This is a genomic window from Bremerella sp. JC817 (genome assembly GCF_040718835.1).
Classification (GTDB): domain Bacteria; phylum Planctomycetota; class Planctomycetia; order Pirellulales; family Pirellulaceae; genus Bremerella.
Window position 1 is genome coordinate 638109 of the sequence record NZ_JBFEFG010000280.1, and the last position, 13268, is coordinate 651376.

At 55.9% G+C, this 13268-nt stretch carries 10 protein-coding genes; 6 read left to right on the plus strand and 4 right to left on the minus strand.

Features of this window, described 5'->3' with window-relative positions:
* The first annotated feature begins 27 nt into the window (after positions 1 to 27).
* The 3 genes from dnaN (at position 28) to AB1L30_RS20990 (ending at position 4211) form a co-directional block, all read left to right on the plus strand.
* Complete coding sequence (gene dnaN / locus AB1L30_RS20980; protein WP_345089197.1) at positions 28 to 1143, plus strand: DNA polymerase III subunit beta; 1116 nt, start codon at positions 28 to 30, stop codon at positions 1141 to 1143.
* Between the two features lie 86 nt (positions 1144 to 1229).
* Positions 1230 to 1544, plus strand: a complete 315-nt coding sequence (locus AB1L30_RS20985; protein WP_345089194.1) for a DUF721 domain-containing protein — start codon at positions 1230 to 1232, stop codon at positions 1542 to 1544.
* Between the two features lie 108 nt (positions 1545 to 1652).
* Entirely contained in the window at positions 1653 to 4211 is a 2559-nt protein-coding gene (locus tag AB1L30_RS20990) for a DNA gyrase subunit B (protein WP_367015675.1), read from the plus strand.
* Between the two features lie 87 nt (positions 4212 to 4298).
* Here AB1L30_RS20990 and AB1L30_RS20995 read toward each other — a convergent pair whose 3' ends face one another.
* The 3 genes from AB1L30_RS20995 to AB1L30_RS21005 all read right to left on the minus strand — a co-directional run bounded on the left by AB1L30_RS20995 (position 4299) and on the right by AB1L30_RS21005 (position 9890).
* Complete coding sequence (locus AB1L30_RS20995) at positions 4299 to 6710, minus strand: ATP-binding protein (RefSeq protein ID WP_367015677.1); 2412 nt, start codon at positions 6708 to 6710, stop codon at positions 4299 to 4301.
* 241 nt (positions 6711 to 6951) lie between these two features.
* Positions 6952 to 8352, minus strand: a complete 1401-nt coding sequence (locus AB1L30_RS21000; RefSeq protein WP_367015678.1) for a hypothetical protein — start codon at positions 8350 to 8352, stop codon at positions 6952 to 6954.
* A 605-nt stretch (positions 8353 to 8957) separates the two neighbouring features.
* Positions 8958 to 9890 carry an NAD(P)H-binding protein gene (locus AB1L30_RS21005; RefSeq protein WP_367015680.1) on the minus strand — a complete coding sequence of 311 codons (933 nt, stop codon included), beginning with the start codon at positions 9888 to 9890 and terminating at the stop codon, positions 8958 to 8960.
* A gap of 101 nt (positions 9891 to 9991) precedes the next feature.
* Here AB1L30_RS21005 and AB1L30_RS21010 point away from each other — a divergent pair, with 101 nt between their 5' ends.
* Together AB1L30_RS21010 and AB1L30_RS21015 are read left to right on the plus strand one after the other, a co-directional pair.
* Positions 9992 to 10582, plus strand: a complete 591-nt coding sequence (locus tag AB1L30_RS21010) for a DUF1990 domain-containing protein (RefSeq protein WP_367015682.1) — start codon at positions 9992 to 9994, stop codon at positions 10580 to 10582.
* 199 nt (positions 10583 to 10781) lie between these two features.
* Positions 10782 to 11345, plus strand: coding sequence for a superoxide dismutase family protein (locus AB1L30_RS21015; protein ID WP_345089177.1), 564 nt, complete (start codon positions 10782 to 10784; stop codon positions 11343 to 11345).
* Between the two features lie 94 nt (positions 11346 to 11439).
* Here the strand turns inward: AB1L30_RS21015 and aroE are convergent, their stop codons facing one another.
* Positions 11440 to 12288: a shikimate dehydrogenase gene (gene aroE / locus AB1L30_RS21020; RefSeq protein WP_367015684.1), complete on the minus strand. Its 849-nt coding sequence runs from the start codon at positions 12286 to 12288 to the stop codon at positions 11440 to 11442.
* A 225-nt stretch (positions 12289 to 12513) separates the two neighbouring features.
* Between aroE and AB1L30_RS21025 the strand changes: the two genes are divergently transcribed.
* Positions 12514 to 13257, plus strand: a complete 744-nt coding sequence (locus tag AB1L30_RS21025; RefSeq protein WP_367015686.1) for a hypothetical protein — start codon at positions 12514 to 12516, stop codon at positions 13255 to 13257.
* The last annotated feature ends 11 nt before the right edge of the window (positions 13258 to 13268 follow it).

Below are 13268 nucleotides of genomic sequence, written 5' to 3' on the forward strand. Positions count from 1 at the left end.
AAGACATTTGTTGGATTCACGAGCTCCATGAAAATCACGTTCGAACGCGAGAAGTTTCAGACTGCATTCCAGACGGCGGCGATGGTGGCCCCTAGCCGCAGTCCCAAGCCGATCCTGCAAAACGTCAAACTCGACGCCACCGAAAAGGCCACGATCCTGATGGCCACCGACATGGAGATCGGAGTTCGCATCGAGGTCGAAGGCATTGAAGTTGAGCAGCCTGGCAGCATGGTTCTGCCAGTCGCCCGATTTGGGTCTATTTTGAAGGAGGTTCGCGATGAGCGACTCAGCGTGCAACGGGAAGAGTCCCGCACCGTCGTGCAAGCACAAACCAGTAAATTCACCCTGTCGAGCGAAGACCCCGACGAGTTTCCCACCGTGCAAGGATTCGCGGAAACGAAGTACCATGAAGTATCGGCTCGGGTTCTCAAAGAACTGATTCGCCGTACGCTCTTCGCCACCGATACCGAAAGCGGTCGCTATGCCCTGGGTGGCGTGTTGTTGGAACTGGGTGAGAACAGCATCACCGCGGTCGCGACCGACGGACGTCGTCTGGCCAAGATGGAAGGTCCCGCGACTCAGGTCGAAGGGCATGGCAACACCGATGCGATGACGATCATTCCATCGCGTGCTATGCAGTTGATCGAACGCAGCCTGACCGATCTGGATGCAACCGTGCAGATCGCTTCCCGCACGAATGACGTACTCGTCAAAGTTGGCCCAGCCACGATCTATGCTCGCTTGGTGGAAGGTCGCTTCCCGAAATGGCGAGACGTGCTCCCCGAACAACGCGAAGCCGCCCATATCGAACTTTCGGTTGGGCCAGCATTCGCCGCACTTCGCCAGGCAGCCATTGTGACGTCCGACGAGAGCCGTGGGATCGACTTCACGTTCGGTCATGGCTCGATGGTCCTCTCGAGCAGTACGGCCGAGGTGGGCCAATCTCGCGTCGAGATCCCAATCCCTTACGACGGCGAGAATGTCGAGATCACGATGGACCATCGGTTTGTCGCCGACTTCTACAAAGTGTTGGGAAGTGAATCGAACTTCACGCTCAACATTCAAAACGCCGAAAGCGCCGCGTTGTTCAGCACCGACGACAACTACGACTACGTGGTTATGCCACTGGCACGAGATCGGTAGACGCAGGCGATTCGATGTGTTGTGCGGAACAGGCGAAACAGACTGCCCGCCATTAGTCGGCATCACCTTCAACGGATGAAACAGACATGAGCCAGCGACAGCCAGGCAAAGTGCAATCGATCAAGGGAACCTTGGCCCAGTTGATGGTCCAGAAGGGCTACGCCCAGGTTCAAACGGCCGATGCCACGCAGAAAGCCTGGGAAGTTGCCGCCGGAGAACGACTGGCCGAGCACAGCATCGCCGGCAACGTGAATCGTGGAAGCTTGCTGGTGATGGTCGCCAACTCGACGATCAGCCAGATGATCAGTTTCCAGAAACCCAAAATACTGAAGTCGCTCCAAGAGCAACTCCCCGATCACGGGATCACCGACCTCAAGATCAAAGTGGGCCGCATCGATTAAGTTCGCTCGCCCCGACCCAGGTTCCTTCTGCCTGGCAGAGGTTGATCCTCGAAACAGAGAACACTTACCGAACAAAACTTGTCGTACGATACCTAACGAAAAGCAAACATGACCGAACCGAACGAACCTCAAGATCTGCCGACCGGAGATGTTGAAAACAAGGAAGCTGCCAAGCAGGCCGAACAGGCGAAAGCCAATTCGGAATATGGGGCGAGCGACCTGGAACACCTGTCCGACCTCGAGCACGTTCGCGAACGCCCGAGTATGTACATCGGCGACCGTTCGACCCGTGGTTTTCATCACCTGGTGTACGAAGTGGTCGACAACTCGATCGACGAAGCAATGGCCGAGTTTGCCTCGTGCGTGACCGTGACGGTTCACAACGATAACTCGGTCACCGTGGAAGACGACGGTCGTGGAATTCCAGTCGACCGCCATCCGCAGCTTTCCGAACAAGTCGGCCGTGACGTCTCGACCCTGGAAGGGGTGATGACGGTGCTGAAGTTCGGCGGCAAGTTTAGTAAAGGTGCCTATCAGACTTCCGGTGGTTTGCACGGGGTCGGCGTGACCGTGGTGAACTTCCTATCGGAATGGTGCGAAGTCGAAGTCTATCGCGACGGCTTTGTCTGGCAGCAGGAATACGAACGAGGTGTTCCGCAAGGTCCGGTCCAGAAGGGGCAACCGACCAAGAAGCGTGGTACCAAGACCACCTTCAAACCTGATGGTCAGATCTTCAACGTCAGCAAGTTCAATCACGACACCCTCGCCAAGCGTCTGCAAGAGCTGGCGTTTTTGAACAAAGGTGTGAAGATTGTTTTCGTCGACGAACGAACCAACGATCGTGACGAGTTCTGTTACGAACAAGGTTTGATCGAATACGTTCATCATCTCAATCGTGCCACCAACGCCCTGCACGCGGACGTAATCTTCCTGACTGGTTTCACCGAAGGTGTCGGTTACGAAATCGCTTTGCAGTACAGCGAAGAGTACACCGAAAACCTGCATTCGTACGTGAACAACATCAACACGCACGAAGGTGGTACGCACGTCTCCGGTTTCAAGACCGCACTGACCCGAACGCTGAACAACTACGCCAAGAAGGAAAACCTGATCAAGGACGTTGCCTTGTCGGGCGACGACTTCCGCGAAGGTTTGACGGCGATTATCAGCACCCGCGTGCCAGAGCCGCAGTTTGAAGGCCAGACCAAAACCAAGCTGGGTAACAGCGAAGTTGAAAGTTACATCAACTCCGCATTCGGCGAGTTCTTGACCAAGTACCTGGAAGAGAACCCAAAGGTTGCCCGCGTCATCGTCAAGAAAGCGTTGCTGGCCGGTCAGGCTCGTGAAGCGGCTCGTAAGGCTCGCGACCTGCTGCGTAATCGTAAAGACGTGCTCGGCAGCGGCGGTCTTCCTGGCAAGCTGCGTGACTGTATCTCGAAAGAGATGGAGAAGTGCGAACTGTACCTGGTGGAAGGTGACTCGGCCGGTGGGTCGGCCGAAGGTGGTCGCTTACGAGACTTCCAGGCGATCTTGCCGCTGCGAGGTAAGATCATCAACACCTACAAAGCTCGCGAAGACAAAGTGCTGGCCAACGAAGAAGTTCGGAGCATGTTCCAGGCCATCGGGATTGGAATCGGCCAGGACCAGGACATCAACAAGCGTCGGTACAACAAGGTCGTGATCATGACCGACGCCGACGTCGACGGTTCGCACATTCGTACCTTGCTACTGTCGTTCTTCTATCGCCAGATGAACGAACTGGTATCCGGCGGACACGTTTATGTGGCACAGCCACCCTTGTTCCGCGTGGTGAACAAGAAGAATGTGTGGTACGTGCAAACCGAAGAAGAGATGAAGAATCAGCTTCTCGACAACGGTCTGGCCGATTGTGCGTTCGTTGGCGAAACGGACGAGGTAATCGAAGGCGAGAACATGGAGAAGCTCTGCCGCACGTTGGCTCCGCTGGAAGAAGCGATCGTCGCGCTGGAACGCCGCGGTATCGGCTTGAAGATCCATGCCGTCCGGCAAGACCCTGTTTCTCAGAAACTGCCGGTCTTCCGCGTGGTGCTCGGTCCCGAAGATCACTGGTTCGTGAACAAGAAGGATGTCGATGCCTTTCTGGAAGAGAAGGGGGTCCTGGCGGAACCGGAAAGCACCGTTCCCGCAGACGAAAACGTCGTGGAAGGTAGTGTCGTCGAAGCGGAAGAAAAGCCGCAAGAGGAAGTCGATCCAAGCAAGGTCCCGCACATCACCGAAATGCATGAAGTGCGAACCATCAACATCAAGCTGGGCGAATTGAACGAACTTGGCTTTGACATCCAGGCCTTGATTCCGCAGGAACGTACTGGTCGTACCGATTCGCGTTACAAGCTGCGTCGTGGTGAAAACGAAACCGGACTGGAAGACCTGCGAGGTCTGCTGGCTGCCGTGCGAAGTGCGGGCGAAAAAGGCCTGCAAGTGACCCGCTTTAAAGGTCTGGGCGAAATGAACGCGGAAGAGCTTCGAGAAACGACGCTCGATCCGCAGAACCGAACCTTGATGCAGGTCACCATGAGCGACGCTTCGGCCGCCGACGATATGTTCCGCATCCTGATGGGTGACAAGGTGGAACCTCGCCGCGAGTTTATCGAGAAGCATGCTCTCGACGTGCGAAACCTCGACGTCTAACGTTGAGCGTTCCAGAAGACCAAACGAAAAGAGCCGATTTCAACATCGGCTCTTTTTTTGTTGTCTCTCGTGAACTGCAGTTCGCGTCTAAGGGGAACCAAGGTCGTCTTCGTTGCGGAACTGATTGATCAGACGCTGCAGTTCGGCAGGCTCCGCTGGCTTCACGAGGTGATGATCGAAGCCGGCATCGGTGGTCCGCTCGCGATCTTCCTGTTGGCCCCAGCCTGTCAGAGCGATCAGCAGGATGTCTTTGCCCCAAGGCTGCTGGCGAATGTAACGAGCCGCCTCGTAACCATTCATCTTCGGCATCCCCAGATCCATCAACACGATCTCGGGACGGAACTTCTCGGCAACGTCGATCGCCTGGTGACCATCTTCGGCCGACATCACGGTGTTGCCGAGCATCTTGACCACTTTGCTCAGCATGTCGGCGGCGGCCTTGTTGTCGTCGACCACCAACACCCGATGTTTACCTCGCTTGAGCGAGACAGACTCGGTCGGAATATCTTCCGGCGGTTTAGGCTGGTTCTCTTCGTTGGTTGGCAGTAAGACCTGAAACTCGCTTCCCTTACCATGCCCTTCGCTGGTAACCGACACGGTGCCGCCATGCATTTCCACGAGCGACTTGACCAACGTCAATCCGATCCCCAGGCCCGAATAACGACGTTCCATCGAACGATCGATCTGGGTGAACATGATAAAGATATTCTCGAGCATCTCAGGCGGAATCCCGATGCCGGTATCTTTGACAATGATCGTCACATGATCCGGATCGGGTTGCGCCAGTGTTAGCGTGATTTTGCCGCCATCAGGCGTATACTTCGCGGCGTTGTTCAGCAGATTCGAGACAACCTGAGCCAGGCGATTCGGGTCGGCGTGGAGGGTGATGTCCAGATCGTCGCCGATGATCTCAAGCGTATGGCCAGAGTCGTCAATCAGCGGCATCGAGGTTTCCACCGCGCTCTCGATAATATCGGTAAGTGTTACTTCCGCTTTTCGTAGATTCAACTTACCGCGTGTGACGCGCGAAACATCGAGCAAGTCGTCGACCAATGTAATCAACTGCTTGGTCTGGCGTTCCATGGTGGCCCGGGTTTCTTCGATCAACTCGGGATCGTCGTCCGCCATCCGCATCAGTTCCAGACCCATGCGAATCGGAGCCAAAGGATTGCGAAGTTCGTGCGCGAGGGTCGCCAGGAATTCGTCCTTCTTACGATCCGCATCGGAAAGCTGCGCAGCGACGGTACGAAGTTCTTCCTGGATCTCTTGCTGCTCGCTGATGTCGGTATTGGTGCCGAACCATCGCACGATCTCACCAGCTTCGTTGCGAAGGGGCAGGGCACGGGTCAGAAACGGCCGAACCTTTCCATCCTGACCACGAATCGGCGCGACAACGTCGACTCGTTCTCCGGTTGCGATACTTTTTTCCCAGGCCGCTTTGACACGGGGAAGTTCGGCCGGATCCAGGTAAGCCGTCCAGCCCCAGCCGAGACAATCGTCCAGCGAACCGCCCGTGTATTGGTACCAGCGATCGTTGAACCAATCGACGTAGCCATCGGGACGAGTCATCCAGGCCATTTGTGGAATGGCATCGGCCATCTGGTAGAACTCGGCCTGGCTTTGTTTCAAAGCAAGTTCGGTCTCGCGTAATTGCGATCGATCGAGCACGAAACAGATGTACTGGCCGGTTCGATCTTCGACCGGGGTATAGCCCAGCGTGACCGGAACCCGCGAACCATCTTTGGCGAGGTACTCTTTGTCGTACGCCGGGCACGCACCTTCCTTGTCGGCCGTGGCAATCCCTTCGATGTCACGGATCCGGTATTCCGGCGGGGTCATCTCGTACCAACTAAGGCCTTCTTCTTTCCACTCTTCTTCCGTGCAGTGCAGAATGCGTAGCAGTTCGCCGTTGACTTCCAACCAACTGCCGTCCGCGTCGGCCAAACCCACGCCGATGATGTTCGACGAGGTAAACTTCCGCCAACGTGCCTCGCGTTCTTTCAATTCCGCGTTGGCCTTGTTGAGCTGATCGACGCGTTCTTGAACACGCTGTTCGAGGACTTCATTCGCCTCGCGCAAGGCTTTCTCGGCGGCGATGCGGGCATCGATTTCACGCTGCAGATCTTCCGGCGAACGTAGCGACAAAACTTCGCGGACGTTCAATACGATCGCAACAACCGTGGCCCACGATACCACCGCCGTTGCCAATTTCAGCAGGCCAGAAACGCGATAGGCCGGCCACCAGAAAATGACCGCGTCCATCAAATGGGTCAAACCGCACAGCAGAATAAAGGCGACGAAAAGCAGAAAGACCTTGCGAAAAGGGATGTCTTTACGACGCGATGTAAAGTACGCCAATAGCGCGGGGATGACGAAGTAGGCAGACCAGATTCCGAGATCGGAAAGGATGTGCAGACGACCAAGCCCTGGCGACCAGGTTCCGCAGTACCAACGTGCCGGGAAATCGGATGTATCGAACAGATTCAGGAAGAAATCCATACGGAACCATCAATAACTTTACTGCGAGCGCGCAGTACTGGGAAAGATGAACGCCTGCTCATACTTCCCCGAGATTGATGAGGCAGGTTGGAAGGCCCCATTTTACGCAGGTTGTTGGGTTTCAGACAGATCTGATCTGGTTACTGGGTGGGGGAAAAGCCAAATTACGACCACCGCACGAAAAAAGGACCCTTCCGTGAGAAAGGGCCCCTTTAGGTTACCAACTTGGTCGTATTGGTTTCTATAGTTCAGGACGACCGGTGTCGTCGCCGTCGCTTGGGGAGGCGGAATTGTCGTTCCCCTTCGCGCTGTTGATCTTATTGGCGTCCTTTTCCTGGTCCTCGGTCGGAGGAGAAGGGGGGACAGTGTTGTTGATGATACGACGTTCAACAACAGTTCCTGGTGGGGTCAACACACTGTTGGAGGAGGAAACAGCCGGCGTTGGTGCGGCGGCCGCTGGGGCCGGAGCGACGTATACCGGGTTGCCATAGGCATCCAGAGGAACTCGCATGGTGACGGTGCGAGGAACGCGCTTGGTGTAGGTGTACTGAACCCACTTTGGCTCGTTCTTCACCTCGGTGACGGTGCTGGTTTCAGCAACCCACTTCTGGACCTTCACCTGGTAAGGTTCGACCCGTTCTTCGTAGACCATACGCGTGGTCGAAACAGGAACCTTACGGACAACCTCTTCCTGAACCCATTTGCAGACCTTCACCGGCACGACGTTCTCGACACGCTCGACGACCTGCTTTTGAACGGTGACAGGAATCTGCGAGACCTGCTGGACCTGTTCGTAGCGAGTGACGTTGTAAGGAATGCGGTTCACTTGGACTTCGTCTTCGTAACGAACGCGCTGGACTGGCACCTGTTGGGTGACCTGGGTTGGCACGTACTGCGTGACCGGCACCTGCTGAGCAACCACGTTCGGCACGTATTGGGTCACGTTGCTGACAGTGCCTGGCTGCTGCTGAGGAATCCAGTGCAGACCACCACGGTCGTACATGTACTGACCGGTCACCGGATCCAAATAGGTCTGGCCGGTGGTCCAACGCAGACGGTTGCGAACCGCGCCTGGCGTATAGACCTGGCTGGTCTGGTAAGCACCTTGATCGACGTACTGGGTACGGCAAACGGTTTGTGGCTGATACATAGTGACGGTCTGGTTCTGCATCACCGTTTCGGTCACGGGACGACGAACAACCGTCTGCTGATCGTAGTACTGGGTTTCGGTCACCGGGCGAAGGACCGTGTTGACCTGTTCGCGCATTTCGGTCTCGTTGACCATGCGAACGCGATCGTAGCTACGATCCTGCATCTGTTCTTCCCACACCGGTTTCATCACGGTGTAGCGTTCTTCACGCTCCGAAGTTTCTGTCACTGGCTTGGCCACGGTGAAGCGGCGTTCGCGCATTTCGGTTTCCCAGACAGGGCGATACGACGTCACCTGCTTCGGCACTTCGACCCGGTCATATTCCAGGCGATAGGCAGTGACCGGCTGTTCTTCGTAGACGGTCTGGGTGACGATTTTGTACGAGGGGCCACAGCCACCGCAGCTTTGAGCCACGGCCGGACTGGCACTCATGCCCAAGGCACTTAGCAGTGCCGGGGCTACGAACACCTTCTTAAGATGAGCGAGTTTCATGGTTCAAGTTTCCTGACCAAGTTGGTTTTCGAATACGACCACCGAGGCCTATCCGCCGACGAAATCCATCTCGCTCCAGATCGGTTCTACTCCCTTAAACGGGGCGCCTCTTCCACGCAGTTGAGTCTGTTTAGACTCGCAAAAATCGTGCTGCCTGGCAAACATTAAAGTTTGCCATGCTGATCGTTTTCAGCTGGAAAAGCATACCTCATCTAGTCTTACAGCGAACGAAATTCTTTCAAGATTTCATATCGAATTGCCGACGAACTAATCCGCTTTTTTGACAAACTGAACGCATTAGGAAAGGTTGCTACCTGCTAGCTTAACCAGAAGGAAAAGTTTACCGAACGCCTCATTACGCCGAGCTGGCTGTTGAGCAACCAGGACGGACGTTGCGAAAACGCCTCATCCAGACGGTCGCAGCCTACGATTACGCCGCCCGGGCGTTTGGCAATGGTTAAGAACCGCCCAGGCTATTTCGCTGGCAGCTACCGCCACCGCTGATAGCGAAGCAGGCCGGTTTGCCACTTTCGATCTTTTCCCGCCCGGCCAATGCTGGAATCTGGACAGTTGGGAGCTAGTCCCGCGTAAGAAGTAGGCCCCGGCTAACCCTCGGCGGCCACAGCCTGGCGGATCGCTTCCGAGGTGCTCATTGGCTGATGCGGGAAGCGGCTCAGGGCCCGGTTGTCACGAACGACCGTTGGGTTGCGCAGGCCTTCAATCAAATGCCGGCCAACATCGGCGCTGGTCGGCGTGACCAACCCCAGCCAAAGACTCGAAAGATAAGGAGTCAAAAGCGGCACACTGATCAACAGTCGCCGCAGGTTTCGCTCTTTCGCGTACATTTGAATCAACTGGCCATAGGTCACCACATCCTGGCTACCGATCTCGAACAATTCACTTTGCTCGGCCGGAAGATCGATCGCCTGGTGGAGGTAGCTCAACACATCGTCGGTGGCGATCGGTTGCGTTGGTGTCGAGAGCCAGCGCGGGCAGATCATCATCGGCAATCGCTGCGTGAGCGAACGAATCAGTTCGTACGACAAACTGCCAGGGCCCAGCACAATCGAAGCCCGCAGTTCGATCGTCGGAACACCACTGTTTCGGAAGATCTCGCCCACTTCATGGCGGCTTCGCAGATGGGGGGACAACTCAGGATCGTTTTCGTCTCCAAGCCCGCCCAGGTAGATGATTCTTGAGACCCCTTCGTCCTGGGCCACTTTTGCAAATCCTTCAGCAGCGATGCGATCGCTTTGCTGGAAGTCGGTTCCATTGCCCATGCCATGGATCAGATAGAACGCAACATCGACCCCTTTTAATGCCTGGCGAACGGTAGGCGAGTGCATGACGTCCCCTTCGACCGCATCGATGCGATCGCGAAACGACGCAGGAACCCGACCCCGATCGCGGACCAGACAGCGAACGGCGTGCGTTTCGAGAATCCGCGGTATCAATCGGCTTCCGATGTAACCGGTAGCACCGGTCACGAGCACGGTTTTGCGGATCGAACCAGCAGTTTCATCGTCCAGGGGCATCATAGAACTTCGTTTTTTGGCTTATCCAAGTTGTGTCAGGTTCGATTCTACGGTTCCACCGACTTAGCCGGAAACAGTTTCTTTGCTTACTTCTATCAACCGCGATGTTTCATTTTTCGTCACCCGATGCCAACACGGTCGAACATTTCCTGGCGCGGCAGCGTCAGCATAAGTTCACGTATTGCCATCAAGGGAAGACCGCCACGACTCCGCCCAGCGGTTTCCAGGTCGATCATACCCGGGTCAAGCTGGGGCATGGCATCGAGGCCTTCCGTCAGGCGAAAGAAGCGTTAGGGAAATGGCAACAATTTGACCTTGGGTGGGTTTCTGCCAAACCCCACCAAACGGCCATTCGCGAGGGGGAAACTGTCTGCATCGTCGGCAAAGCGGTCGGCATGTATTGGATGAATGCCTGCCGGATTGTATACGTCATCGACGATACCTTGCACACTCCTCGATTCGGCTTCGCTTACGGAACACTTCCAGCACATTTGAAGGCGGGGGAAGAACGCTTTCTGGTCGAAATGGATTCCAACGGGGATGTCTGGTACGACATCCTGGCGTTTTCTCGCAACAAACGCTGGATGGTTTGGCTGATTCATCCCTACATGCGAAAGCTGCAGAAACAGTTTGGCCGCGATTCGGCAGCCCGGATGAAACAACTGGTCGCCGACAAATTGCAGCACGCTGCATGATGTTCCGCTGCTCCCAAGTGTCGTGTTCGCGATTTTCCGCTGGACTGTGAAGGGTGGGTCAAACTTTTCCAGGTCGGTGGAACGAGTCTGAGACATTCGTAACAATAGTCGGAGACTTTCGCGCGAGTCTACGCGCCGGCAGATAGGTTTCTGTCGGCGATCGTAACGACCCAACATCCCTGCAGGAGATGAACGCAACATGAAATCGACTATCCTCAGTCTCACGCTACTGCTACTGGCTATGCCAGGTCTGGTACTTGCTGACGACGCCAAGGCAGACGCCCATGGCGACGCCGACCACGCTGAAATGGCTCACGTGCCAACTTCGGCCGTCGCCGTGCTCGCTTCGACCAGCGGCAGCGACGTGAAAGGGGTGATCATGCTGAAACAGGAAGATGGTTACATCCATCTGACCGGTAAAGTGATCAACCTGGAACCAGGCGAACATGGTTTCCACATCCACGAATTCGGCGATCTGACCAAGGCCGACGGTACCGCCGCCGGTGGTCACTACAATCCAGAAGGGCACGAACATGGCGCTCCTGGTGAACACAGTCACGTGGGCGACCTGGGCAACATCACCGCCGACGAAAGCGGCGAAGCCAAAATCGACGTGAAGGCCAAGGGTGCCAAACTGCACACGATCCTCGGTCGCTCGCTGGTCGTTCATGCCAAGGCTGACGACCTGAAGAGCCAGCCATCGGGTGCTGCTGGTCCACGCGTCGGTGTCGGCGTGATTGGTATCGCCAAGCCAAGTGAGTAATGTCCGAACGACGTGAAAACGTCTCGGGATGATTCGGACGAGGTCCTCGGTTTTCGGGGGCCTCGTTTTTTATGCGCTGTGGTAACCGACCTGCTTAGATCTGCAGATACTCTTCGAGCGCTTCTCGCATGACGGTCGGATCAGGATCGACGTCAGTCCAGATTTTGAAACCGATCACGCCCTGGTTCACCAGCATGCCCAGGCCATCGATCGTCTGACAGCCGGCTTCTTCCGCGGCCAACAGAAACCGCGTCTTGGGTGGATTGAAGATCACGTCAGCCACGATCATCGAGTCGCGAAACGATTCGACTTCGACCGGAACCATCTCGCTGGAATCGCACAAGCCAATGCTGGTCGCATTGATCACGATGTCGGCATCTTCTGGCAACTCGTGCGAACCATTCCACGGGATCCACTTTGACTCGATGCTGACCTTTTCGCTCAGCAAATTCGCCAGGTCGCGGCCTCGCCCGGGATCGCGATTGACGACATCAATCGACGCCACTTTGTTTAGGCCCAACTCCACCGCAATCGCTCGAGCCGCTCCACCAGCACCCAGCAGCACGATCTTCTTACCTTCCGGATCGACCACTTCCTGCAGGGCCGAAACGAAGCCTTTGCCGTCGGTGTTCTCCCCCACGAAGCCATCTTCTTCAAAGTAGATGCAATTGACCGCACCCATCAGTTCAGCCGCTTCGCTCAGTCGTTTGAGGTGTGGAATCACAGCCACTTTGTGGGGAATCGTGAAGTTGCCACCTCGGAACCCCATCGCTTTCATCCCGGCCACGGCAGCCGGTAAGTCTTCGGGAGAAACCTCGAGCGTCAGGTATCGCCAATCGAGGCCAGCCGCGGCAAAGGCACGTTCCATCATGAACTGCGATGGATTGCCGGCCACAGGCTGCCCCATGCAGCAGACGATTTCCTGAAGTGATTCGTTGGTCATGGTTTAGCGTGGGAAAGTAAGTTGGGGTGGGGTGGGGTGTGTCTTAGGGGTAATTTTGCCGAGAGTAGCCCTAATTTGCAACGTTGTTCCTCAAACGGACCTGTATCGAAGCGATGTCGGATAACGGAAGCAAGCCGCACAACCGGACTTTTATGATCGTGATTTTTTAGGAAGCCAATCGAAGGAAGAGGTGAAAATTCATTCGGTCCCAATCAGTATGGAGGAATGATTACTCCTGGTCGTTTTCTGTTATCCCTGTTAGCCGTGGCAAGTATCTGTGTCGACGTCGCCATCGCTGCGAACGTTCATCAGATCGAACCATCGCCAACCATCTTCGGCTGCATGCTGGGATTGGTCTTGGGACAGATTGGCCTGGTCGCTGCCGGCTGGATACGAAGTCCCCGGGCATGGCCTTGGTGGTCGGTTGCCATGCTGGGATGCCTGGCCATGGGCAGCTTTCTGTTGGGATCGATGGACAAGATTCCGATGCTGCACTGGACGATCGTTCTGGGCGTGTTCGGTTTGCTTAGTGTTGCCATGCCGATGATGTATCGGATGGGCACGCGTGAGGAGAGCCCGCAGTTTTCGCTCTCAGCAATCTTCGCCATCACCACCGCGGCCACGTTTGTTTGCTTTGCGGTTCTGCAGAGTGACTTTCCTTGGGAAGAACTACCGATCGCGCTACCAGGCTTGATGGTCTGGAGTTGCCCGGTGATGGTCGTCGCGTTGACCTTGTCAGAATCGATCATCGATCGTCAGCGACAATTGGTGATCGGCCTCGGTGCGATTCTCATTATCTCGACCGTCGCGGCGTGGGTATTGCCAACGCTCTGGAATCGTTTGCCACTGGTCATCGCGTGGGAAAGCTTTTATCTGATGATCGCCGGCATCGTGGCCATTCAAGCGATCGCGAATGACGAAGCGGTTTCTGGCCGGCAAGAATCGGTTGCCCCTCAGCTACCTCAGTAGCTTATACTGAG